This is a genomic window from Methylophaga thalassica, from assembly GCF_030159795.1.
GTDB classification, from domain to species: domain Bacteria; phylum Pseudomonadota; class Gammaproteobacteria; order Nitrosococcales; family Methylophagaceae; genus Methylophaga; species Methylophaga thalassica.
This window is the reverse complement of the sequence record NZ_BSND01000006.1, coordinates 49,289-73,107: the sequence shown is the minus strand read 5'-3', so window position 1 is coordinate 73,107 and position 23,819 is coordinate 49,289. Positions and strand designations below refer to the sequence as shown.

General features: G+C 43.5%; 22 protein-coding genes. 9 read left to right on the top strand and 13 right to left on the bottom strand.

Translation table 11 applies throughout. The annotated features are described in order from the left end of the window. Positions 1-2,376: a penicillin-binding protein 1A gene (locus QQL60_RS11350; protein ID WP_284723362.1), complete on the bottom strand. Its 2,376-nt coding sequence runs from the start codon at positions 2,374-2,376 to the stop codon at positions 1-3. Positions 2,377-2,567: 191 nt separating this feature from the next. Between QQL60_RS11350 and QQL60_RS11345 the strand changes: the two genes are divergently transcribed. From QQL60_RS11345 to QQL60_RS11310, 8 genes are all read left to right on the top strand, one after another. Further along, positions 2,568-3,626: a pilus assembly protein PilM gene (locus QQL60_RS11345; protein WP_273178429.1), complete on the top strand. Its 1,059-nt coding sequence runs from the start codon at positions 2,568-2,570 to the stop codon at positions 3,624-3,626. After that, positions 3,626-4,186, top strand: a complete 561-nt coding sequence (locus QQL60_RS11340; RefSeq protein ID WP_284723361.1) for a PilN domain-containing protein — start codon at positions 3,626-3,628, stop codon at positions 4,184-4,186. The genes QQL60_RS11345 and QQL60_RS11340 overlap by 1 nt, the downstream gene beginning before the upstream one ends. Further along, positions 4,186-4,773 carry a type IV pilus inner membrane component PilO gene (locus QQL60_RS11335; protein WP_273178427.1) on the top strand — a complete coding sequence of 196 codons (588 nt, stop codon included), beginning with the start codon at positions 4,186-4,188 and terminating at the stop codon, positions 4,771-4,773. The genes QQL60_RS11340 and QQL60_RS11335 overlap by 1 nt, the downstream gene beginning before the upstream one ends. A gap of 12 nt (positions 4,774-4,785) precedes the next feature. Beyond that, positions 4,786-5,337 (top strand): pilus assembly protein PilP, encoded by a 552-nt coding sequence (locus tag QQL60_RS11330; protein WP_007143963.1) that lies wholly within the window; start codon positions 4,786-4,788, stop codon positions 5,335-5,337. A gap of 3 nt (positions 5,338-5,340) precedes the next feature. Then, entirely contained in the window at positions 5,341-7,449 is a 2,109-nt protein-coding gene (locus QQL60_RS11325; RefSeq protein ID WP_284723360.1) for a type IV pilus secretin PilQ, read from the top strand. An 82-nt stretch (positions 7,450-7,531) separates the two neighbouring features. Then, positions 7,532-8,083, top strand: a complete 552-nt coding sequence (aroK, locus tag QQL60_RS11320) for a shikimate kinase AroK (protein WP_139031814.1) — start codon at positions 7,532-7,534, stop codon at positions 8,081-8,083. Further along, positions 8,064-9,149 (top strand): 3-dehydroquinate synthase, encoded by a 1,086-nt coding sequence (gene aroB / locus QQL60_RS11315; protein WP_284723359.1) that lies wholly within the window; start codon positions 8,064-8,066, stop codon positions 9,147-9,149. Before aroK ends, aroB begins: the two co-directional genes overlap by 20 nt. Positions 9,150-9,156: 7 nt before the next feature. Beyond that, on the top strand, positions 9,157-10,713 hold the full coding sequence (locus tag QQL60_RS11310) for an SPOR domain-containing protein (protein WP_284723358.1): 1,557 nt from the start codon (positions 9,157-9,159) through the stop codon (positions 10,711-10,713). Here QQL60_RS11310 and QQL60_RS11305 read toward each other — a convergent pair. From QQL60_RS11305 to QQL60_RS11285, 5 genes are read right to left on the bottom strand one after another with little or no spacing between them, the layout of a single operon-like run. Further along, complete coding sequence (locus QQL60_RS11305; RefSeq protein WP_284723357.1) at positions 10,688-11,845, bottom strand: pyridoxal phosphate-dependent decarboxylase family protein; 1,158 nt, start codon at positions 11,843-11,845, stop codon at positions 10,688-10,690. The genes QQL60_RS11310 and QQL60_RS11305 overlap by 26 nt on opposite strands. A 6-nt stretch (positions 11,846-11,851) precedes the next feature. Beyond that, complete coding sequence (locus tag QQL60_RS11300) at positions 11,852-12,436, bottom strand: amino acid kinase family protein (RefSeq protein WP_007143957.1); 585 nt, start codon at positions 12,434-12,436, stop codon at positions 11,852-11,854. A gap of 1 nt (position 12,437) precedes the next feature. After that, positions 12,438-13,823, bottom strand: a complete 1,386-nt coding sequence (pabB, locus tag QQL60_RS11295; protein WP_284723356.1) for an aminodeoxychorismate synthase component I — start codon at positions 13,821-13,823, stop codon at positions 12,438-12,440. A gap of 9 nt (positions 13,824-13,832) precedes the next feature. Further along, on the bottom strand, positions 13,833-14,879 hold the full coding sequence (locus tag QQL60_RS11290) for a hydantoinase/oxoprolinase family protein (protein WP_284723355.1): 1,047 nt from the start codon (positions 14,877-14,879) through the stop codon (positions 13,833-13,835). Continuing rightward, positions 14,876-15,832, bottom strand: coding sequence for an ATP-grasp domain-containing protein (locus QQL60_RS11285; protein ID WP_284723354.1), 957 nt, complete (start codon positions 15,830-15,832; stop codon positions 14,876-14,878). Before QQL60_RS11285 ends, QQL60_RS11290 begins: the two co-directional genes overlap by 4 nt. Before the next feature lie 22 nt (positions 15,833-15,854). On the opposite strand from QQL60_RS11285, the gene QQL60_RS11280 reads away from it, so the two are divergent. Continuing rightward, on the top strand, positions 15,855-16,571 hold the full coding sequence (locus QQL60_RS11280) for a HisA/HisF-related TIM barrel protein (protein WP_284723353.1): 717 nt from the start codon (positions 15,855-15,857) through the stop codon (positions 16,569-16,571). A 27-nt stretch (positions 16,572-16,598) separates the two neighbouring features. Here QQL60_RS11280 and fae read toward each other — a convergent pair whose 3' ends face one another. From fae to QQL60_RS11245, 7 genes are all read right to left on the bottom strand, one after another. Next, complete coding sequence (gene fae, locus QQL60_RS11275) at positions 16,599-17,117, bottom strand: formaldehyde-activating enzyme (RefSeq protein WP_007143952.1); 519 nt, start codon at positions 17,115-17,117, stop codon at positions 16,599-16,601. 103 nt (positions 17,118-17,220) lie between these two features. Then, entirely contained in the window at positions 17,221-18,111 is an 891-nt protein-coding gene (locus QQL60_RS11270; protein ID WP_284451573.1) for a triphosphoribosyl-dephospho-CoA synthase, read from the bottom strand. Beyond that, positions 18,101-19,015 (bottom strand): ATP-grasp domain-containing protein, encoded by a 915-nt coding sequence (locus QQL60_RS11265; RefSeq protein ID WP_284723352.1) that lies wholly within the window; start codon positions 19,013-19,015, stop codon positions 18,101-18,103. The genes QQL60_RS11270 and QQL60_RS11265 overlap by 11 nt, the downstream gene beginning before the upstream one ends. A 6-nt stretch (positions 19,016-19,021) precedes the next feature. Continuing rightward, a complete protein-coding gene (gene mch, locus QQL60_RS11260) occupies positions 19,022-20,005 on the bottom strand; it encodes a methenyltetrahydromethanopterin cyclohydrolase (protein ID WP_284723351.1) in 984 nt (327 codons plus the stop codon). Between the two features lie 75 nt (positions 20,006-20,080). Further along, entirely contained in the window at positions 20,081-21,304 is a 1,224-nt protein-coding gene (locus tag QQL60_RS11255; protein ID WP_284723494.1) for a multifunctional CCA addition/repair protein, read from the bottom strand. A gap of 16 nt (positions 21,305-21,320) precedes the next feature. Beyond that, on the bottom strand, positions 21,321-23,243 hold the full coding sequence (locus QQL60_RS11250; RefSeq protein WP_284723350.1) for a transglycosylase SLT domain-containing protein: 1,923 nt from the start codon (positions 23,241-23,243) through the stop codon (positions 21,321-21,323). A gap of 110 nt (positions 23,244-23,353) precedes the next feature. Then, on the bottom strand, positions 23,354-23,815 hold the full coding sequence (locus tag QQL60_RS11245) for a chemotaxis protein CheW (RefSeq protein WP_284723349.1): 462 nt from the start codon (positions 23,813-23,815) through the stop codon (positions 23,354-23,356). Positions 23,816-23,819: the final 4 nt, after the last annotated feature.

The following is a 23,819-nucleotide window of genomic DNA, read 5'->3' as shown; positions in this document are numbered from 1 at the left end:
TCAGAATAAGTCGATGACCGGTGATGTACCGCTATCACCTTGCCCAGATAGCGGTGCCATCTGTTTTGGTACATATTCTTCTCTGAAGGTCTCATATATCGCATCTGTGGCTTCAGGTCTCGCCAGTAGGCCTGTCGCGGGATCGATTCTGACGGTTACCATTCCAACAGGTGGTTGCAATGGTGCTTCAGGCATGCCTTCCAGAGCAACTTTCATGAAATCTATCCACATTGGTAAAGCGGCGCGACCCCCTGTTTCATAGCGGCCTAATGAGTGTGGATTATCGAATCCTACCCAGGCCACAGCCACTAATTCCGGATGAAAACCATTAAACCAGGCATCCACCTGATCATTGGTTGTACCGGTTTTTCCGGCTAAATCATCACGACCAAGACTCATTGCTTTCCGACCGGTGCCATGTTTAACCACATCCCGTAATAAACTATTCATGATGTAGTTATTTTGTGGCGTCATGATATGCTTAGCGACATGGAAATCACTATCATCAAGAGTAGATTCATCCATCAGACAGGTTTCACAAACGGTATCAGGTGTTGCCTGCATCACAATTTTTCCAGAGGCATCTTCTACACGCTGGATGATGTAAGGCTCAATTTTATAACCGCCATTAGCCAGTGAGGAATAGGCTCGTGCCATATCCCATGGGGCGGCACTGCCACTGCCCAGCGCTAACGACAGATTTTTATGCATCATGCCGGGTTTGAAACCAAAACGTTCTGCATATTGAACAGCATAGTCAGCGCCAATATCGCGCAGCAAACGGATGGATACCAGGTTACGGGAATGAATAAGGGCTTCGCGTAAACGTGTGGGCCCAAAGAATTTACCGCTGTAGTTTTGTGGTCGCCAGACGTTCTCTAGACCAGGATCATCAAACACCACTGGTGCATCATTAATAATCGTCGCTGCGGTGTACCCTTTTTCCAAGGCAGCAGAGTAGATAAAGGGTTTGAAGCCAGAGCCGGGTTGGCGACGAGATTGAGTCACACGGTTAAACTTGTTATTAAAGAAGTCAAAACCACCATTCAATGCTGTGACTGCACCATCATATGGGGCAACAGCAACTAATGCGCCTTGGGCCTCAGGTAATTCAGCCAATTCCCAGTTAGGGCTGGTCAATTGTTCGACACGGATGATGTCACCTACTTTGATGGCATCTGTGATCTTTTTAGGGACAGGGCCACGACTGTTGGTACTGAGTTTTTTCTGAGCCCACTTAACGGCATTAAGTGGTAATTGAGCATAACCCCAGTTCCGAATATAGAGCTCTGCTTTTTCATCTGTGGTCTCAATAACAACAGCCGTTTTTAACGGGCCTATGTTGTCATAGTCCTTAACCACTTTATCAAGGGCTGCGCGGTCAGAAACATCTTCTGGTAAAGCCACATTTGCAACGGGACCACGATAGCCGTGTCTGCGATCGTAATCTAACAAAGCCGATTGTAATGCCTTATTGGCTGCTTGCTGATGCTTTGCACGGATCGTTGTATAGACGTTAAAGCCATTGGTGTATGCCACTTCACCAAACTTATTAATCAATTCTGTACGAACCATTTCAGACACATAGGGCGCGTAAACTTTGATTTCCGGGCCATGGTAGCTGGCAGTAACGGGTGCTTTTATAGCTTCCTCGTAATCGGCTTTCTGGATAAAGCCGACTTCCCACATACGTCGTAAAACATAGTTTCGTCTTACTGTCGCGCGTTCTGGATTAGCTATGGGATTATAAGCGGAAGGGGCTTTGGGTAAGCCTGCAATCATCGCCATCTCAGCGAGAGATAACTGATCCAGTGGTTTGCCGTAATAGACATTAGCAGCGGCACCGACACCGTAGGCACGACTGCCTAGATATATTTTATTCAAGTAAAGCGCTAAGATTTCTTCTTTCGATAAAACCTTTTCAATCTCCAGTGCGAGAATAATTTCATTTAATTTTCTTAAATAAGTTTTTTCATTAGATAAGAAAAAATTGCGCGCAACTTGCATGGTGATTGTGCTACCACCCTGTGATTTTTCACCTGTGAGCAGCAGGGAGTAAGCAGCACGAATAATGCCCTGATAATCAACCCCAGGATGCTGGTAGAAGCGATCATCCTCTGCAGCTAAAAAGGCCTCAACCAGCGGTTTGGGGATATCATTATATTCCACTGGAATACGTCTTTTCTCGCCAAATTCAGCCATTAATAGACCTTCAGAGCTAAAAATTCGCAAAGGGATTTGCAACTGAGTTTCTTTAAGGGTGTTAGTGTCAGGCAGTTTGGGAGCCAAAAAGAAATAAATCACGCCGGCGGCGATAAGGGTCAACAACGCTAAAATTAAAATAAGCTTTGTGGTCAAACGAATAAATCGATACATGTAGACTTGGCTGCTATGTAAGAAATGATGTGAAAGTATATATTGAGTCACAAATAATAACAGTGAGAGGGTTCAAATCACTAGTTTTATTGATATATTTAGGTTGACAAGCTCAAGATTCTTAATAAACTACTTTAAGTAATAGTGCTAAGTGGGCTTATTCAATGAATCAACGGGAATTGAGGCGATAAATGTTCGGACGAAAAAAATCCCCTTTGCTAGGCATAGATATCAGTTCTTCGGTAGTAAAGGTATTAGAACTGAGTAAAAAAGGTGAGAAATATACTGTCGAGTCATATTCCGTTGAGCCTTTACCTGTCAATGCTGTGGTTGAAAGCCGCATTGAAAATAGAGATGAAGTGGCTGGTGCAATAAGACGCGCAGTCAAACGTTCAGGTACAAAAGCCAAAGAAGCCGCTGTTGCCGTTTCTGCTAATTCAGCCATCAGTAAAATCGTATCTTTTCCTGCTTCATTATCAGAGCGTGAGCTTGAAGAAAATGTCCTTATGGAAGCAGAAAACTATATTCCTTACCCACTTGATGAAGTACGACTGGATTTTGAAATATTAGGGCCTTCAGCAGCTGATGTTGAAGCTGTTGATGTTCTGCTTGCTGCTTCACGCCGTGAAAATGTGGATGTCCGTACTGAGGTGGTCGAGAAAGCTGGATTAAAACCCCGACTGGTCGATGTCGAAGCCTATACAATGGAAAATGCGTTTGAATTAATCGCTCGACAATTGCCACACCATGGCCAGGGCTTGACGGTCGCTGTTGCTGATGTCGGTGCAACACTGACAACCTTACACGTACTGGTTGACGGCAAAATTGTTTTTACCCGTGAGCAAACATTTGGCGGAAGAATGTTAACTGAAGATATTGAACGCCATTACGGGATGTCTTATCAGGAGGCGGGGCGAGCGAAGAAAGATGGCAGTTTGCCAGATGATTATGGTCCGAAAGTGCTTGAACCTTTCAAGCGTTCAATGGCAATGACCGTAACACGAGCATTGCAATTCTTCTTTTCAGCATCGACACAATATCAGTCCATCGATCATATTATTCTGGCTGGAGGGTGTGCTTCTATCGAAGGTATCGATACGATGATAGAAGAAGAAACCGGTACATCAACATCTATTGCTAATCCTTTTGCAGAGATGATTCTGGGATCTCGGGTGAAAATACAGGCATTAAGTAATGATGCTCCTTCGATGATGATTGCTTGCGGCTTGGCAATGAGGAGTTTTGACTGATGGCACATATCAATCTACTGCCATGGCGTGAAAAGCGAAGAGAAGAGCGGCAGAAACAGTTTTATTTAGCGATGGGCGCAACTTTTTTGTTTGCAGCCCTTATTTTTTATCTTGTGATGGGTTACGCCAATAGCCTGATTAGTGATCAAAACCAGCGCAATACGCAATTACAGACAGAAATCACTAAGTTAGATGTCAAAATTAAAGAAATTCAAGACCTCGAAGCACAAAAGAAACGGCTTTTGGCCAGAATGCAAGTTATTCAGGATTTACAGGAAAGTCGTCCTAAAGTGGTAAAAGTATTCGACTCTATCGCGCGGGTGGTTCCTGAGGGTATTCATTTAGAAAAAGTGGTACGTACAGGTAATACCATTACCTTCAGCGGAACGGCAGAATCGAATGCCAGGGTATCTGTCTTTATGCGTCAACTTGATGAAAATCCTGAATACGGCGAGTCTCGCCTGGAAGTTATCAAACGGACATCTACAAGCAATAATGCGATCAGACAGTTTACTGTAGAGGTCAATGAATCAGCAGCTGCGACAAAGGGGGATAAATAATGGACCTTTCCTCTATTACGGAACTTGATTTTAATGAAAGTGGTGAGTGGCCCACGCCTATAAAAATCGTTGCTGCTGTGTTGATTTGTCTGTTGGTCTGGGCTGGTGGTTATTATTTTATTCTGAAAGATAAGCAAGCCGAGCTGACCAAACTTGAGCAAAAAGAAGTCGAACTCAAGCAAATTTTTGAGATTAAACAAGCCAAAGCGGTAAATCTCGAGGCTTACAAAGAACAGTTAGCCGAAATGCGAGTGATGTTTTCCTCTATGCTTGAGCAACTACCTAAAAAAAGTGAAGTACCCGATTTACTCGTCGATATCACCCGAACAGGTTTGATAAATGGTCTGGAGTTTGAGCTTTTCAAACCCGAAGGTGAGAGGCCTGTGGATTTTTATGCTGAATTGCCGATACAGATGACGGTGACTGGAACATACCACCAGTTCGGAGAATTTGTGAGTGGGGTAGCGGCTTTACCACGGATTGTGACTTTGCATGACATCAGCATGGGGCCAATGAGTCAGGCGACAGGCAAAATGACCATGAACATTACAGCAAAAACCTATCGTTATTTTGATGATGATAAATAGAGTAACAATGACATGAACACAATTTACCCATCATCAAACCTTATATTTAAATGGGCCTTATCACTGCTTCTTGTATGCTCACTGGCAGCTTGTAATCAGGATAAAGCCGATTTGAATGCCTATATAGCTCAGGTGAAAAGTCAACAGAAATCGGATATAGAGCCGATACCCGTTATGAAACCCTATGAGAAGTTTGCGTATGCGGCTTCAAACTTGAGAGACCCGTTTGTTCCAACTGTGATTGATGTCCCGCAGCCCGCACCAGAGCCTGTTGTTGATAATGGTATTCGTCCCGATGAAAACAGACGAAAAGAAGTATTAGAATTTTTCGATTTATCACAGTTGCAATATGTAGGTACATTGGAGCAAGAGCAGGTTTGGGCTTTGGTAAGAGCACCGGATGGTGTCATACACCGAGTGCAGACAGGTAACTATATGGGCCAGAATAACGGCAAAATCATGGAAATCAGTGATTCTAAATTGGTTCTCAAGGAAATCGTTCCTCAGGGCGGTGGTGGTTATATCGAACGTGAGACTTCCGTTCCGGCGGTAGAGGTAAATTAGTCAATGAAAATGATTAGAGATGGAAAAGTCATGGATACACAGCAATCATTACAAACCAAGCCGAGTTGGAGCGTTAGATTGAAACAGCATTTATTCTGGTTAACAGCTTTTCTAATGGCATCAAATAGCGTCAATGCAGCAGAAATGACGGCTGTCGATTTCACTGCACTGCCTGGTGATAAAGCAAAAATACAGGTGCAGTTCTCTGGAGATTTTCCTGAACCACATAGTTTTTCGACAGATGATCCAGCCAGGATTGTGATTGATTTTGCTGGTGTCAAGAATGCACTGCCACAGAGAGTCAAACAGGTAAATATTGGTGTGACTAAAAGTATCGCTGCTGTGGAAGCAGGGGATCGCACCAGAATGGTTATTAATCTACTGCAAAAAGTGCCTTATACAATAAGCCGTGACAACAATCAGATGACTGTTACCATCGATAGTGTCAATGTGGCCAAAAATAAAACAAGTACGACATCGGCAGCAAATAGTGTGACAGATATTGATTTTCGTCGAGGTGATGACGGCCAGGCCCGTTTGATATTAAAACTCGCCAATGATAATGCCTCTATGGATGTTAAACAGGAGCGGGGAAATATTGTTGTTGATTTGAGCAATGTTTCTTTGCCGGAAAAACTTCATCGTCGTCTGGATGTGATGGATTTTGCTACACCAGTACAGTTTGTGGATACTGAAAGTAAAAATGGTGGGACGCAGCTAACGCTGACAACAAAAGGTAAATATGAACACCTTGCCTATCAATCTGAAAATACACTGGTGGTGGAAGTTAAACCTGTAGCAGAAGATGAGTCGAAAAAAGGTGGCCGAAATGAGTTTGGCTACACCGGCGAAAAACTCTCATTGAATTTCCAGAATATTGAAGTGAGAGCGGTACTTCAACTCTTGGCTGATTTCACAGGAATGAATCTGGTCACCAGTGATACAGTAACGGGCAATCTTACTCTACGTTTGAAAAATGTCCCTTGGGATCAGGCCTTAGATATCATTCTAAAAACAAAAGGCCTTGCCATGAGACAAAATGGCAATGTGATGTTAGTGGCACCGGCAGCAGAAATTGCGGCAAGAGAAAAGCAAGAGCTGGAAGCCCAAAAGCAATTAGTTGAATTAGAGCCACTCTACACAGAAATCAAAGAAATTAAATTTGCCAAAGCAGATGAATTGGCAACCTTGCTGCAAGGTGACGGCAAAGAGTCGGGTTTCTTATCGCCAAGAGGTAATATTACAATCGATGCCAGAACAAACTCCCTGTTAATTCGTGACACAGCGAAGAGTCTGACTGAAATTGGGCAAGTGATTGAACAGTTGGATAAACCTGTCAGACAAGTACTGATTGAATCACGAATCGTTATTGCCAATAATGATTTCGAAAATGAATTAGGTGTGCGGTTTGGAGCCTCTGCAAAAAGTAATACCTTGGGTGCTGCTACTTCGTCATCACTCAGTGATTTGTCAGTCACCGACACCGGTAGTGTTACTCCAGCAACAGGAGCCAGAGCACTTGGACAGGATTTAAATGTTAATCTACCTGTTAGTGATGCCGCAGGCACTATTGGTCTTGCATTAACAAAATTACCGCTAGGCATGATTCTTGAGCTTGAATTATCAGCCATGGAAACAGAAGGTAAAGGTGAGGTTATCTCATCTCCACGAGTGATCACCTCTAACCAAAAGCAAGCTACGATTGAGCAGGGCACAGAAATTCCATATCAGGAAGCAACTTCAAGTGGTGCGACGAATGTATCTTTCAAAGAAGCTGTTCTTAAGCTTGATGTGACACCTCAAATTACCCCTGATGATCGTATTGTCATGGATTTGGAAGTCAGTAAAGATGCAGTAGGTAGCCTTTTTAATGGTATTCCGAGTATAGATACTCGAAAAGTTCAGACTCAAGTGTTGGTCGACAATGGTGAAACCGTCGTGCTTGGTGGTATTTATGAACAAACAAAATCTGATACGGTAGAACGTGTGCCATTTTTTGGTGATTTACCCTATGTCGGCTTTATGTTCAGAAATACGAATAAAACAGATACAAAGCGCGAACTACTTGTTTTCATTACACCAAAAATTGTAAAAGAAGGTTTTCAATACTGAAATCAGTCATTTTCAGTTAAAATCAAAAAGCCGGGTCTTGTATGAGCCGGCTTTTTTGTCATCAGCATTTGGATAAACCACATTGAGTTTAGGTAATATATTTCTTGTTGGGCCGATGGGATCAGGGAAGTCTACGATTGGTAGACAACTGGCTAAAGTTCTGCATAGAAAATTTTATGATAGCGATAAAGTCATCGAAAAGCGTACAGGCGTCTCGATTTCCTGGATTTTTGAGATGGAAGGCGAGTCGGGTTTTAGAGAACGTGAATCCAAAGCGATTGACGAGCTGACAGAGCTAAAAAATGTGGTCGTGGCTACAGGTGGTGGTGCCGTTTTATCCGAGCAGAATCGACAATGCCTGAAGTCTCGTGGCCAGGTGATTTATTTATCAGCCTCAGCCGAACAGTTATATCGGCGCACGGCCAGAGATAAAAAACGGCCATTGTTACAAAATACGGATAGACGTAAACAAATCGAAAATTTGCTCACTATTCGTGAACCACTCTATCGTGACGTGGCTGACATCATAATAAAAACCGGTGAACAATCCGTCCAGCACACTGTAAATGAAGTTATCCGTAGGCTGAAAGAATTAGACAAGAAAAGAAGAACTCATGAAAACGTTACAGGTTGAATTAGCAGAGCGAAGCTACCCGATATACATCGGTACTGACTTATTGTCACAGAAAGAACTCCTTACAAAGCATATTAAACGTCAGGAAGTATTGATTGTGACCAATGAAACAATCGCACCTTTATATCTCGATAAAGTAAGTGCTCTGTTGACAGAATTTAAATGTGACTCGGTGGTGCTTCCTGATGGCGAATCATACAAAACTCTGGAGGTCATGAATCATATCTTTGACAAGTTACTGTCTGAGCAGTTTTCCAGACAAGTGACTTTGATTGCATTAGGTGGTGGTGTGATTGGCGATATGACAGGGTTTGCAGCCGCTTGCTATCAGCGTGGTGTACCATTTATTCAAATACCCACCACATTATTGTCACAAGTGGATTCTTCTGTGGGTGGGAAAACAGCGGTTAATCATGCTTTGGGTAAGAACATGATCGGCGCTTTTTATCAGCCTCAGTGTGTGGTCGCTGATACCAATACACTCAATACGCTGGATGACCGACAATTAGCATCGGGTCTTGCCGAAGTCATTAAATATGGTTTGATCAATGACCTGGACTTTTTTGAGTGGTTAGAAAAAAATATCTCAGCATTAAAACAACGTGATTCCCAAGCCCTGGCTTACGCCATTGAACGCTCATGTCAGGATAAAGCGGATATTGTTGCCAAGGATGAGACAGAGCAGGATGTTCGTGCCTTATTGAATTTAGGTCATACCTTTGGCCATGCCATTGAAACTGGCATGGGCTATGGTAATTGGCTACATGGCGAAGCGATTGCAACTGGTATGTTGATGGCGGCAGATCTCTCTGCACGGCAAGGTTGGATGTCTGCCGATGAAGTGAGCCGAATTGCCGATTTGTTTCTCGCTGCTGGACTTCCTGTTCAAAGCCCACAGGAAATGTCTGCTGAGAAATTTTTATCCCTGATGTCTGTGGATAAAAAAGTGCAGGATGGCGTTATCCGTCTTGTACTCTTAAAAGGTATTGGTAAGGCCATCATCAGTGATGATTATGATTTAGAAAAGCTGCAAGAAACGCTGGTGGCATTTCAGGAAAAACAGTAGGTGATAGATGAGTGATATTGCGGCAACATCGCCTGAGCCAGCATATATCACTAAGCTGGCCTTACAGCGTTTACCTTTTTCTGAAGTCAAATCTGCGGAAGATTTTTTTGATGGCCGATATATTAAGCAACGCCGTTTGCTTATTCTGCATTTATTAAGATCCACTTCCACACCAATATTGTTACAAGCTGACACTGGCTTAGGAAAAACGACGTTACTGCAACAATTACAGCGTCAAACGACTTCGGATATGCGCTTTTATCGCTGGCGTAATAATATTTCCACACTTGAACAATATCAGGGCATGCTAAAGGCATTAGCTACTGAACTTGCGTCGACAAATGATGAAAAATCATTGGCGAATCTATTAAAAGAGCGGTTGAGTCATCTAAAAAAACTCAATATCACACCGGTATTGCTAGTAGATGACGTACAACTTTTATCTGAGCCTGAGCAGCAACTATTACACAGTTGCCTGAGCTGGCAGGATGATGAACAGCAACCCATTCTGCAAGCTGTTCTTTCGATGACGGCAGAGACGAAATTTAATCTTGTTTCTACACAGTGGTTGGATTTACCACCGCTGGAGTTTATTGAGACAGAAGCGTATTTACTACATCGTTTGAAAAGCGCCGGATATCAGGGCGACAGCCCTTTTCCGGCAAAAGAAATTCAGTATTTAAGTAAGGCCTCTGCTGGTAATCTTGCGCGGTTAAATGCTCTGGCTCATCAACAATTGCTGGGTATCAAAGCAAAAACCTGGAAACGTACGCCTAAAATTTCCTTGGGTCAGATTAACTGGCTTCGATGGAGCGGTGGTATTTCACTTGCTGCTGTTATTGTGCTTATTCTGATTTTCCAGAATCGAATCAATGACTGGATATCTGCATCTACAGCATCACAGAACACACTGGAATTACCTGAAGATATTTCCGCAGAGGATAATAAGCTGGCTACAGTAGTGGTGGGCGATGAGCAAGAAAAAGAAGCCAAAATGCTATCTGAGCGAGAAAAACTAGAGGCCTTGCTTGCAGAAATCCCAACGCCAGCGTCAGAAACTTCAAGTGCTCAAGAACAGGAAAAATTGATGCCGTCGGCTGAAGCTGAGCAGGTAGTTGTCGAAGCAGAACCTGAGGAAAAAATAGAAAAAGAAACCCCTACCGTTCCTGGGCCTGAAGAGCAAATAGTTAACAATGAAAATAAAACAATTGCTCCAAAACAAGTGAAAAAACTTGAACTAAGTATCCTTGATAAGGTTCACGACACTAAGTGGATTCTTTCTCGCCCAGCCAAACATTACACATTCCAGTTAATGGGGTCATGGGATGACAAAGAAGTCGATGCCTTTATTGAAGAACATGGGCTGACCGGTGATGTGGCCCGCTTTACCAGCTTGCGTGATAACAAACCTTGGCATGTTTTAATTTTTGGTGTTTATCCATCTAAGCAGGCAGCTTTAAAAGCGAGTAATCAGTGGTCAGGTGCAATGAATAATTTGCCTACCTGGTTACGCCGTTTTGATAGCGTACAGAAACAAATTAAAGAAAAGGGTGTAAAGCCTTGAGCAGTTTTTCTGCACTAGTATCGAGCCCGGCAAAAATCACACGGTGATAGCACGTTTGATTCAAGTTAATGGTAGAAACGGTACCCTTTTCGACTAAAGGGGCTAACAGAGCGTCATGATCCGCTTTGAAACAGACAATCCCAGTGCCATGATTAATAATCGGCCATTTTGTTTGTTTCTGAAGTTGGCTTGCAAAATATTCTGCTTGCTCAAGTCGGTAGTTGATCTTATCGATAAACCAATCTTTTCCTAATATTTTCCAATTTAGCCATAAAGGTATAAATAATTCTGCCCCGTAAGAGCCGCTAATGGCCTTCTCAGGTGATTCGGAGAGGTAGTTGATGTCATGGGTATGTTCAGGTTTTGAATGGCTGAATAAAACACTGCAAGGGCGTGGCTGAAACAGTGACTTATTGGGATCAAAGCTGAGACTATCCACTTTGGGCATAAATTGCTTAAACAGATTGTTTTCATCGATGAGTAAATTACTGCCGCCCCATGCCGCATCGATATGTAACCAACAGTTATGTTTTGTTGAAATAGCGGTGATTTCTTCTATGGGATCAATTGCCCCTGTCGCGGAGGTGCCCATATTAGCAATAATCGCGATGGGGGCATCTTGTGCACATTTTTTCTCTAATGCAACGAGGTCGATTTGCTGAGCCGTATTGCAGGGAATCGCTTCAAAGGTGATACCGAGAATGTCACAGGCTTTTCTTATCGAGTAATGTGAAGCTTCACTGCCGTATACCACCTTTTTATTAACAGACTGACTTCTTGCCCGCCATAATGCGTCTAAATTTGAGTAGGATCCGCCATGCGTGAAGCGTGCATGAGAAAAGCCAAACTCGTGAGCTAACGTTGTCTTTATCTCGCTTTCAGCGTGTTTAAGTTTAGGGTAAAGCTCCGGAGATAAGAGATTGCCATGGTGGTGTAGTGCTAACTGCATGCCTAATTGACTATAAGGTGCTAATGACGGTGTCATATGAGCAGCCCAGTCGGCACGTTGATGATAGCTGGCTTCGTTAACTAAGTCTTGGTAAGAGATGTCTGACGACATTAACCGTTGCGTATCAATGATATATTGTTTGTCTTCTGAACGATGAACGACAGGGGATTCAGGATTTTTCATCAGCTGTCATTGCAGGACAAGACCTTTGTCAGGGAACAAGGCTTGTTGTTGAAAATGAAATAAACGGGTCATCACTGGTTGTTGATGGAATAAAGGCAGAAAACCACTATCTAGTACATTATGACTGATCAATGATTTTATTTGACTGGAGATGACTGTGCTGCGTTTGATAATGCTTAACTCGTCAGCCTTTAGGGATTGACTTAGCCAAAGAGCCATACTGTCTGATGTAATATTCCAGCTGTGTCTCAACTCCGGGACAGATAATACTTTTTTATCAGGTAACCAGATATAAAGACCGTTTTTCAGTGGCGTGGTTGGTTGCTCAGTTGGATAATAAAAAGGCCGACAATTTGGCGCGAGATCTTGTATCAGTAGGCCAAACTGTGACATGGCCAATATCGCCATATGATGAGCAGTTGAGTCACTAAATCGATGTAAACGTTGGGCATGTCGGACTTCATCGGCGAAAGGACCACCGCCCGGTACAATAATGACTGTTTCGTATTCACTGGCTCTGCTTAACAATGTCAGCCATTGTTTCAGCTCTGGGGTATGAAAAAGGCTGCCGCCCAGCTTGATAATCCGCATATTATTGTAAAAACTTGATTAAATTGATCATGGCTGCTGCTTTATCATGCACTTCCTGGTATTCCTCATCTGCATCTGAGTCTGCCACAATGCCACCACCAGCCCAGAATCTTAAGCGATTATCGCTGAAGACCATAGTGCGAATAGTAATATTGGTATCCATATTACCATCAAAGCCAATATAACCAATGCTTCCGCAATAAATACCACGACGGTGTGGTTCGAGTTCTTCAATAATTTCCATTGCCCGTAGTTTGGGGGCGCCAGTAATAGAACCACCAGGAAAGCAGGCCCTGAGCAAGGTAACGGCAGACTCTGTGTTGGCAAGTGTACCTGTAATGGTGCTCACTAAATGATGTACTGTAGCGAAGCTTTCCAGTGCAAAAGGCTGTGGAACCCGAATACTTCCAGGTTCACACACTTTGCCGATATCATTTCTGAGTAAATCAACGATCATTAAATTTTCGGCACGGTCTTTCAGGCTAGCCTGTAATGATTCAGCAAGCTGGCGGTCTTTTTCCGGATTGTTCAGATCCCGCGGCCTTGTACCTTTAATCGGTTTTGTTTCAACTTTGGCCCCATCAACTTGTAATAAGCGCTCTGGTGAAGAGCTCAAAATGGTTACATTGCCCGTGTCAAAATAGACTGAAAACGGCGCTGAATTTTGTTTACGTAATGCCTGATAAGCTATCCAGGGATTCCCTTCAGCTGTTACCTCAAAGCGTTTTGCCAGATTTACCTGATAACAGTCACCTTCGGTAATATATGTTTTGATTTTTGCGAATGCCGCTTTATAGCTAGATTCATCAAAATTACTGGTGAGTGGACTGGTAATGGTAAATGTTTCCGATGTTTCCTCCGCCGTGGACACATTTAATTTCTGAAGCAGTTCTGGCCATATTTTATGGGTTTGTGGATCCAGACCATGACTGGTTAACCAGCAGCGTTTCAACTTGTGATCAACGATGACTGCCCAATCATAGATACCAATCGCCATATCTGGAATATGTTCAGCATCTTCAGCAAGTTCAGGTAATACTTCCAAATACCTACCTAAATCATAGGCAAAATAACCTATTGCACCACCGGCAAAAGGCAAATCGGTTGTCCGCTGTTTATAGTCTTTTAATATGTCATTAAGCAGCAGAAAAGGATCCAACGTCACAGTTCGCTTATTGTGATGATGGCTTATTTGTGTGCTGCCGGCCGCTGTTTCTAAGGTAATAAATGGCGCTGCCGCGAGAATGTCATAGCGGCCTACTTCTGGTGAGGTATTGGCACTATCCAGTATGACAGGCCAGGGATAATCACGTATTTGACTAAAAAGAGCGGCACTATCTTCGACATAGGGCAGCTCAGTTGTTAAAGAAGGGTAATCAGCATTCATTAAGGTATTCTACGACAACTGATGTGCGGCAAGAAGAGCTAAAGCCGCTGCAGGTGCGAAACAAGAGGCTTCGGGATGATGTTGGCAAAACTGAGCATAATCGATATAGGGACGGTTCAGCCGGGTTGCACATTTTTCGACGATAAATTTCCCCACACCTGCACCCACAATGGGACTGGATAGTTTCCAGTCTGGAAATCGGCTTAATACTTGATGACAGCCTTTAATGACTTGTTGTAACTGCTTTTCAGCAAACCAGGCTGCGACATTTTGCCATTGTGCTATGGAAGCATCGTGTGCATCACAGCCTAGCATTCTGGCTAATCGCTGTTGGCTATAAACCGCATTCCATGGCTTGCCATCAGCACTTTCATCCTGAATATCGGTGGAGATAAGTTGATCTAATAACAGCCAGATATCACCACTACTGGCAAACCATTCTGCAGCGAGTGAAATACGGTCGCCATGCAATGGCGCTTCATCAGTAATGGCCATAAGTGGTGTTCTTATGGCACCGGTATACACCAGTTCTCCTGAACGCTGCCGGCCATAATCGGTGGTAGCGGCTGGTTGTATTTGATAGTTATCAATGGCGATGATGTCGCAAGTCGTACTTCCAATATCAATGAATAAGCCCTGTTCGATATGCTTAGCAGCCAGAATTGCGCTGGCTTGCCAGTTCATTGAGGCAACATCTTGCCATTGCAGGATGGCTTGTTTTTTATTGAGCCAACCAGATTGGCCCGCAAAAAAATGCAAGTCATCAGCTTTTAGGTGAGTATCAACACAATTAACAATGGCTTTGACACCTTCTTCTCGATTATTAAAAGCATCAACCAGTTCCCCTGTCATCGTGATGTAGTGTGATATGGGCGTGTCAGGCAATTGTTTGAGTGCTTTTTGTAGCGTATCAGTTAATGCATCAATGCCTTTCCACAACGCACAGGGGAGCTGAAAAACATTAAGCAGTTTACCTTTGCTGTCTGCATAAGCGACTTTAAGGTGAGCCCCGCCGATATCCCAGCCACAATAAACCATATTTGTTTTTGTTATCATTTTGCTAGTAATGCTTGTATTTGTTTATTAAGTGTTTCAGAGGGATTTGTTTTTTCTCGCATGGCAGGCTCAGCATAGGTACTGGTTAGTCGTGGATTTACCTCTATGACATATATGGCATTGGTCGTTTTTACAATGTCGATACCAACAAACCCACTTAACCCATCGATACAATGACTAATCTGATTGGCTAAACTCAATGCCTGCTCACGAGATAACATATCAAAACGCTGTGCTTCACAGTAACCTAAGTGTAACTGTTGCTGATCTTGTTTTATATGCTGAATATTGACTGAAAGCAGTTGAGTTTCCCCTTCATTGATAAATAAACTTAGGCTGAGGTTCTCACCAGAAATATAAGTCTGAACAATAAATTTATCTTTAGGCAATGTCGACAGTCGTTGTCTTGTGTCAACACTATCGCTGCAATAGGTGTTTTCACAGCCTGCACCATCAATTGGTTTTATGATCCATTGAGCCTTGGTGGAGTGATCTTCACTTAACCAGTCATTTGCTGTGAAGGTCTTTGGTGTTGTTATATGATGTTTTTTTAAATGTTGATAGCAGAGATATTTATCACTACAAAGTCGAATAGCACTGGAGCTACAGTTAAATATCCGCTTTTGTTGCTGCTCCAGTGACAACACAAAATTAAACAGTATTGAATCTGTTTCGGGGGCTATGACCAGAAAGAAATCATAGTGCTGTTGGCATTGTTGCCAGGTTTCAGTGAATTGAAGCTGATTTTGGATAGGATATGTCGTTAAACGATCTGTAGGGATAGTTAGTGCTGGCAGTCTTGAGTCTCGCATGAGCGCGACTTTATAACCATATGCCAGTAGATCACGACAGATGCTTTCAAGCATTAACTCGCCTTCGTGCATCAGGCCAGCGGAAAATACCTCTTCTGACAAGGCTCCACTGGTAAGATGTTCATATATAAAAATCGTCATTTAAGCGGACATATTGAGAACTATGGATATTATACCTGTCATTGATATACGTGATGGTATTGTTGTACATGCAAAAGGCGGGGACAGGGCTAACTACCAGCCATTGACTTCTTTATTGACGTCATCAGTGATACCTGAGGATGTCATTGGCGATTTATTAGCTTGGTACCCTTTTCAGCAGTTATATATTGCCGATCTGGATGCGATAGAGAAGGGAGTTCATCATCCACAGCGTTATAAAAATATCTTGGCGGCATTTCCACGGCTGAATATATGGCTTGATGCGGGTATTGCGGGAATGGAGGATTATTTATGTTATTCAGACACATCCCGACTATTTCTGGTGCTTGGTAGTGAAACTCTGAAAGATATCAGTTTGCTTGAAAAGTCTGGACCTAATGTTGAAAAACAACCAATTTTGTCATTGGATAAAAAGTCTGGGCAGCTTCTGGGACATGGGGCCATCCATGAATCAGTATACTGGACAGATAGATGCATCGCGATGAGTTTAGATAATATCGGTGCGAATCAAGGTCCTGATTTTGAGTGGCTGAAGTTATTAATGGAAGCTAAACAGAGTGTGAGCTGGTATGCCGCGGGTGGTGTACGTAGTGGAGATGATTTAGAACGATTATTAGAAATGGGAGTCGCAGGCGCACTAATTGCCAGTGCACTACACACTGGTAAACTAAGCAAATCAGCAATCGAAAATTTAAGCAGGGACATCACTCTTCCGTAGAAGAGTGATGTATGAATTGCTTAAATCTTACTTAGCACCAAATGGGTGTTCGCTAGATTTGTATTGTGCAACAACGTCAGCCGCTTTAGGCTCACGAGCAACTGCACGTTTGATAGCTTCTTTAGTAGCGCGATAGTTCCAATCTTGGATTTTTTCATCGCTATCAGCAGTTGGAGAGATGAATACACCAACGCAAATGAAGCAGTCATCAGCTTCACCAGCTGGGATTGTGCCATCTTCAACACATTCAGCAACAGCAAGTGAAACACCACGCTGTGCTGGGCCGAACATTTGAACGGCTTGTTTCATGTTTTTGATGGTGACTTTGTTGAACATTACAGTCGCTGGCTTAACCATTAAGTTAGGCGCAACAACAGCCAACAAGCCATTAACCCCTTGTTTCTGGTCGGTGAGTGTACGGCAGAAAGCATCTTCTGCTGCTGAGCCGCGTGGACCCATGATTAAGTCAATGTGAGCTACGTTGTCTAAGTCACCATCTTCGATGACCAATGATTCACCTACAAGTACGCGATCGATAACTGGCATGTTATATTTTCCTGTTCCAAAAAAATTGTCAAAAAGGCTCATTTTTTTCCCTCCTTATTGTGAAAGGAAGGGTTTATACGTAATAAAGGAACGTATCACCTGCTCAGTGCCGTCCGCTAAATGCTTCGTGGTACTGAAATTCATTAAAAGAAAGCAGTCGACCAAACCTGTGCAGTAATAACGTCGCTGCGATGAGGTCTGCCGATGTTCCCGGGTTAATTGCTTTCTCTTTTAATTCTTTATCCCAGAGAGAGAGTGCATCAAAATGGGTGTCTAAATTACCCGTTTCTTCTATTTGGATCACAAACTGTTTTGCTCTCTCACTGACTTTGGTTGCCAGCGCAGTGGATTGCTTACGGGATATCAAGCTATCCAACGCCTTCGATAACAACTTAAGATACGCGAAAGCCGTTGCCCATTCAACACTTTCCCCAGAATTTATCGCTTTTGTCAATGCTGGCAAACTCAGATCCCATAGCGTCTTGAAATTATTGACATATTGTTGGGCAATTTGATCACGGTTTTTTGCTAAGTCCATGGCTTCAAGCAAGGTAATGGTTGGTACTGCGCTGATATCATGTTCGTCTTCCTTGCCTAGTCCTCCCGCTTCAGCCAAACGTATTGCTTCGTAGCAATGAATTGCATCATCAACAGTCAGGTTTTTGAGTACGACTTGGAGCCGCTGTGGAAGTTCATCAAATGATTCACAATACTGGATCGCCTGGCAAAGTGGTGCAAATAGTAAAACGATGCCTAAATTGGTATTGCAGTTAACAACCTGTCGTGTTGCCTGAACCGATTGCAAAATACGTTCGCCTACGGTCAAGCCAGTTTTTGCCATAATGGGTGCAATTGCACGAGCGCTTTTAATAAAATCTTCCACCACCATATTATGGCCGTCACTGATGACATTTACGTTACCAGGTTTAGGTGCTAATACTTCCTGCTGACAGGCCCAGAACACAGCATCTTTAATGTCTGATTCAGAGAGCATGTGTGGCTTGTTTCTGCTCTATTCGTCTGATTAGTGCTTGTGCTAAGTGCATAGCAACATCAACGCCAGTCGCTTGATAAAGGCCTTTCCACGCTGGGACGCTATTGACTTCCAATACCGTAAAATGACCATCTTTATCACGAATCAGATCAACGCCAGCGTAATCTGCATTCACTGCTGCAGTGGCTTTTATCGCTAATTGTTTCATGTCTTCGGTGACTGTTGTCGCAAAGCAACTGGCACCCTGAGCAAAATTGGTGATCCATTTGTTTGAGCGTCGGCTCATTGCTGCACAGACTTCATTATCGATGACTAATAACCGCCAATCTTGCCAGATCCCTTCTTTCTCAGGTGCAATATATTCCTGAAGGTAATAAGCCTCGCCGACGGGAGCGAGCTGTTCAAATTGGCCTAACTCTTCTATTAAGGTAATGCCTTTACCCTGACAGCCAAACAGGGGTTTCATCACAATTTTATTACCCATATTCAATTCCCGGGTAATGATGTGTTTTGCCATGCTACTGTCTTCGCAAGCCCAGGTTCTGGGGGTGCTCAATCCTGCCTGATGCAAGCGTAATGATGTTCTGGCTTTATCTACCGTGTATTCAATCGCAGTTGCCGGGTTAAAAACGGGAATACCCAGTTCAGCCAAGGTGTGTAAAACATCCATGCGCAGGGTGATCTGTTCCAGAAATCCTGGCGCAATTCCGCGGACCATGGCGGCGGCAGGTAGCTCATTATCGAGACCTGGAATATACAAGCCCGTGGGGGAGTCAAGATCAATACGACAGGCGGCTAAGTCAGTTAATACCGCATCAACACCTAGCTGACTTAGTGAACGTGTTAATTGTTCACTGTGCCAGCCATGTGTGTCATTAAAAATAACAAGGCGATTTGTCGCCATAGATAATTAAAGTCCGAAAGAAAGGTTGAGTAATTCCTGACTCAGCTCACCAGCAGTAAAGCTTTTACCTGTTTTAGTACTCGTCACAATCACTTTACCTGGGCTGAACAACATGCCGTCAATTTTGAAAAAGTCGTATTCATATGACTTAAAGATATCCGCAAAAGGTCGGCCATAATCTGATGAGGTATTGCTTGGCATTTTTTCAGCCAGATCTTTCGCTTCTTCATCGGTGGCATCGACAAATAAATGAACCTGGCCACCAAACAGAATAGCGTCGTTAGTGCGACCCATGGCTGTCATAAAGTCCCCACCTGGTGGGGCGACAGGAGTTGAGCCATAACCATCAACAATTTTCTCTAACGGGAAATGAAGTTCGTGGGCTTTATGCATAGCCACTTCCAGTACTCGAATAGCGATTTGCATAACGCCAGCCAGACTGGATGTCGGTGTCAGGATAAAGGTCAGGTTTTCTGGTTTGATACCACAGTTATCAGCCACTTTTTCAGCGACTTCTACTGGTGGGAAACTATCTACTTCCAGAACAATGACAGTAGATTCTGCTTCGTCTTTGTAACCAAACTCTTTAAATATCTCTTCTCTTGCCGCCAGTGCACGACCAGGGCCTGAGCCTAAAGCAAAAAACTTACTGTCTTCACTTTTATGAGATAAGCTCCATCCTGCATATTGACTACCAAGACAACTCAATACTGGTGTTTTGGCGTGAACATTGACTGACCATGGCCAGTTAGCAAAACCACTGTTTGTTCCAAGTGTGGCCGTACCCAGGCCACCCATGCAAATTTCGCCAATAAGACGTCCAGCCTCAAGACCGCCTGTACAATTGATACCTGCATCAACGACGCGGGTGCCATTGCTTAATGTGCTGATTTCAAGTTGCAATGCTTCAGCATTATCAATTAATGCATCTACGAGGGGTTGGCAGGCAGCGTTTACACTGGTCCATTTGGCTGAAATGTCTGTGCTCATTGTAACGTCCTATAGCTAGAGTCGAAAAAAGTTGCTTAGATTATACGTGATGAATGGTTCGCTTATGCAAGGTCATTAGCCTCTACGATAGCTCGATAAAACGCTTTCAATGGCATCGCATCGCTGCTGATGTATGGCTTGTTTGATTTGTTCGCCAGCCAAACCTTGTTCAAGTAGTGGTTTGATATCCACCTGAGCTGCTTGTTGGAAGCATTCTGCAAAGGCCCTTTTTTCAGGATAATCGGCTGTTTCATAACCAGGACGACCACGAAAATCGGCTTCGCCAGCAAGTAAAAACTGCTCAAAGCGTTGAGGGCGTCGAAAACTATCCAGACCCTCGATAACATCCAGAACTCTTGTCGCATCAAGTTCAAATAATAAGTGAACATCCGTGTGGTATTCCGCTACTTTTGCGGCGAGCGTGGCGATGTCTTTGGGGACTCGTAAACGTTGGCATAATTTTTTAGTCAGTTCTATGCTAGTCGCTTCATGACCTGCGTGGCTGGGGAGGATGTCTTTTGGCGTTAGACCTTTGCCTAAGTCATGACATAAAGCGGCAAATCTGACAGCAAGGTCATCGCTTAGTTTTGCTGCCTGGTCGATAACCATCATCACATGAATTCCGGTATCGACTTCAGGATGCCATTTTGGAATTTGTGGCACACCAAACAGGCGATCCACTTCAGGAAATAAGCATGAAAGCGCATTCACCTGTCGAAGGCTGGTGAAAAAGACAGAAGGCTGGTCAGTTTGTAACGCTTTTGATAGTTCTTGCCAGACGCGTTCAGCAACAAGATGCTCTAACTCTCCACTGGCTACCATCTGTTTGATCAGCTGTTGCGTTTCTTCAGCGATGGCAAAGTTAAACCGTGCAGCAAAGCGAGCGATTCGCAGAACTCTGACAGGATCCTCAACAAAAGCAGGGGAAACGTGACGGAGAATACCTTTATTTAGATCTTCGATGCCATTGAAGGGATCAATGAGATTGCCATCCACTGATTCTGCTATAGCATTAATCGTGAGATCACGTCGCGCAAGATCTTCTTCTAGTGTAACTTCTGGAGAGGCGTAAACAGTAAAACCCTGATAACCGTGGCCGGATTTTCGTTCCGTTCTGGCGAGGGCATATTCTTCCTGAGTTTTAGGATGAAGAAAAACCGGAAAGTCTTTACCGACAGGCTTATATCCCTTCTCTAACATATAGTCGCTGGTGGCGCCGACCACAACCCAGTCACGGTCTTTGACTGGTTTTCCAAGCAGTTTGTCTCGAACACAACCGCCAACAAGATAAGTTTGTATGGTGTCGATAACGACCTTACTCCGATTTTACTTTGGGCATTCTTTCTGACAACGGTTTAATGGATTGGTTACGCTGACTATCAAAAATAGCCGCGTAGCTCATCACTGTCTGAACATAATGCCGTGTTTCATTAAAAGGAATATTTTCAGCCCATATATCAGCATCAAGAGAGCTGTCTGGCAACCACTTGTTCACGCGATGTGGTCCGGCATTGTAGGCGGCTGTTGCCAGAACCGGGTTTTTCTGGTTTTCATCATACATACGGCGTAAATAGGCACTGCCGAGTTCGATATTACGTTCTGGACGGTACAACTCACTAAGTTGTTTGAGTGGACGATTAATGATTTTGGAGATTAATCGTCCGGTGTCCGGCATTAACTGCATAAGTCCCATCGCACCGGCATGAGACCTAGCTTCGGGGTTAAAGGCACTTTCCTGACGGGCAATGGCTAACAGCCAGGATGGATCCAGCCCCTGAGCTTTTCCAGCTTGCAACATGGCATCGTCATAGACAACTGGGAAACGCAGGTCCAGGGCATCCCAGTATTGTGCTTTACCTAATAAAGCGATGGTTTGATTATGCCAACCCCATTCATGAGTGATCATGGCGATCATCTGAAGCTCGCGATCTGGCTGTGTCTGTTTCAAGTGATAGGCTTCCCGGCGCGCTTCCAAATGCATATTTTGCAGAAAAAACTCATGTAAACGTTGAATAGCAGGCTGTTTTCTCAGTGCTGCCATTTCTTCTTTAGTGACCGGTATGGGCCGGTGATTCATTTTATAAGGCTGGGTTAAATGGTCGGAAGCAAGAAACGAATAATAGTCACGTTTGCCGAGAATGGCTGAAAAGGTCTGATCAGCCGCTGCTTTTTGTCCCTGCGCTTCCTGACTTCTACCCAGCCAATACTGCCAGCGTGTCGAGCCCAGCTCATCAATGTTCATTAGCTTGATAGCTTTCTCTACGGCTTTCCAGTCTTTTTGCCACAAAGCTGCGCGAGCCTGCCATTCGCCGCCAGGGATATCACCGAAATAGGTCAGTGCTTTTTTATCACGGTTAAGTGCCGCCCATTTACCGATGGCTTTTCTGACTTCAATGACATCTTGTTGTGTAAATTGATAGCGAGGTTTGATGTTTAACCAACTGTTGAAGGCTTGTTCTGGCGAGCGTCTGGCCAGTCGTTGTAGACCATGAATAATGATTTCGCGGTTTAGCGCATTATCCTTGCTTAATGTTTTGTCTTTAGCCACTCCATTCAAAATAGGGAGAGGGTTATCATGAATGGATTGCCACTGTTTGACCAATAGCTGGTTTTGTTCAGGATTGGCTGTTGATTTGGCTAAGTAATTGGCCATAGAAAACTGATTATCACGAATCGCTAACATCATGCGTTGATGACGCAGATCTTTATTTAATAAGCCAGCGGCTTCCCAGGCTGAAAATACCGGGTCACACGCTTTTTCCTGAGAGTGGGGAACAAGCCATAATTCTGGTGCCTGCTCGAATGCTTTTTGTTTTTGGCCGTTAGCCAGTAAAGCTTGCAGGTAATAACACTGCCTTGTTGCTGTTTGTGGTGCCTGATAAAAGCTCAGATAATCAGTCCACCTTTTTTGCTGAGCTAATTTATTTAACCAAAAGTTGCGTAAGCGTTCTGCATAAAAGCTGCCATCTTCTTTTGTCAGAAATTGATGCATTGATGCATTACTTGCCTGATTGAGTCGGCCATTGAGGTAAAGATACTGTAAATATCCTTGTAGTGGATAACCATCCAGTTGTTTATAGAGCGCTTGATAGCGGGGGATCTGGTTGTCCTGTAATGCTTTTTTGGCCTGTTGAAATAATTGACGCTGTTTTGTGAGTTGCGAGGCATCATCGCTATAAGCCAGAGGACTTAACAGCAGACAGAGAATAAAAAACGGCAGTGCTTTGAGTAGTTTCATAGCTACTATGTTAAACCATATATACAAACAAAATCAGCCCATCAATAAATAAAAATTGAGAGCGATTGACTGTGTTAATCGAAGGTCCGATTTTAATCGTTTCAGACTAATTAACTGGCATTCTTGATAGCCAGTTCAAGGTTATCAAGATGGGGGATGAACGCGACTTTATTGCCGATTTTAATCTGACAATATAAGTACTCAGAAGCATTCTGATCATGCGTCATTTTTAACGCAGATGCATTTAAGGTGATAAGTTGTGGTGAGCCTGTGCAGGGAATAGCATAAAAACCAATATCTGCTTCAGCATTGATGCCTTCGATGATACAGAGTTTATTGGCCGGATAAACTGTTTCCACGTCCTGTGCTAATAAGGTTTCAAGATCGACAACTGCCAGCGATTTTTGCTGCCAATCAACCCATTCCAACCACGGTGTTGTTTTTGTTGAAGATGAATTAATGGTGGCTTTCGGAATAACTTCAGTAATCGTACTGTTCGGCAGCAGCAGGTAATGCTTTTGCAATGGAATCAGCATGCAATGAATAAATTGGGCTTGAGCTGGTTTTTCCATATCT

Bases quoted from the DNA above. Each gene is read 5' to 3' on its own strand.
- QQL60_RS11250 (WP_284723350.1), bottom strand. From the start codon at position 23,243: ATGAAACTACTCAAAGCACTGCCGTTTTTTATTCTCTGTCTGCTGTTA.
- QQL60_RS11310 (WP_284723358.1), top strand. From the start codon at position 9,157: ATGAGTGATATTGCGGCAACATCGCCTGAGCCAGCATATATCACTAAG.
- QQL60_RS11290 (WP_284723355.1), bottom strand. From the start codon at position 14,879: ATGATAACAAAAACAAATATGGTTTATTGTGGCTGGGATATCGGCGGG.
- QQL60_RS11285 (WP_284723354.1), bottom strand. From the start codon at position 15,832: ATGACGATTTTTATATATGAACATCTTACCAGTGGAGCCTTGTCAGAA.
- QQL60_RS11245 (WP_284723349.1), bottom strand. From the start codon at position 23,815: ATGGAAAAACCAGCTCAAGCCCAATTTATTCATTGCATGCTGATTCCA.
- QQL60_RS11345 (WP_273178429.1), top strand. From the start codon at position 2,568: ATGTTCGGACGAAAAAAATCCCCTTTGCTAGGCATAGATATCAGTTCT.
- QQL60_RS11305 (WP_284723357.1), bottom strand. From the start codon at position 11,845: ATGAAAAATCCTGAATCCCCTGTCGTTCATCGTTCAGAAGACAAACAA.
- QQL60_RS11340 (WP_284723361.1), top strand. From the start codon at position 3,626: ATGGCACATATCAATCTACTGCCATGGCGTGAAAAGCGAAGAGAAGAG.
- QQL60_RS11350 (WP_284723362.1), bottom strand. From the start codon at position 2,376: ATGTATCGATTTATTCGTTTGACCACAAAGCTTATTTTAATTTTAGCG.
- QQL60_RS11330 (WP_007143963.1), top strand. From the start codon at position 4,786: ATGAACACAATTTACCCATCATCAAACCTTATATTTAAATGGGCCTTA.
- pabB (WP_284723356.1), bottom strand. From the start codon at position 13,823: ATGAATGCTGATTACCCTTCTTTAACAACTGAGCTGCCCTATGTCGAA.
- QQL60_RS11335 (WP_273178427.1), top strand. From the start codon at position 4,186: ATGGACCTTTCCTCTATTACGGAACTTGATTTTAATGAAAGTGGTGAG.
- aroB (WP_284723359.1), top strand. From the start codon at position 8,064: ATGAAAACGTTACAGGTTGAATTAGCAGAGCGAAGCTACCCGATATAC.
- QQL60_RS11300 (WP_007143957.1), bottom strand. From the start codon at position 12,436: ATGCGGATTATCAAGCTGGGCGGCAGCCTTTTTCATACCCCAGAGCTG.
- fae (WP_007143952.1), bottom strand. From the start codon at position 17,117: ATGCCAGTTATCGATCGCGTACTTGTAGGTGAATCATTGGTCATCGAA.
- QQL60_RS11325 (WP_284723360.1), top strand. From the start codon at position 5,341: ATGAAAATGATTAGAGATGGAAAAGTCATGGATACACAGCAATCATTA.
- mch (WP_284723351.1), bottom strand. From the start codon at position 20,005: ATGAGCACAGACATTTCAGCCAAATGGACCAGTGTAAACGCTGCCTGC.
- QQL60_RS11270 (WP_284451573.1), bottom strand. From the start codon at position 18,111: ATGCTCTCTGAATCAGACATTAAAGATGCTGTGTTCTGGGCCTGTCAG.
- QQL60_RS11265 (WP_284723352.1), bottom strand. From the start codon at position 19,015: ATGGCGACAAATCGCCTTGTTATTTTTAATGACACACATGGCTGGCAC.
- QQL60_RS11280 (WP_284723353.1), top strand. From the start codon at position 15,855: ATGGATATTATACCTGTCATTGATATACGTGATGGTATTGTTGTACAT.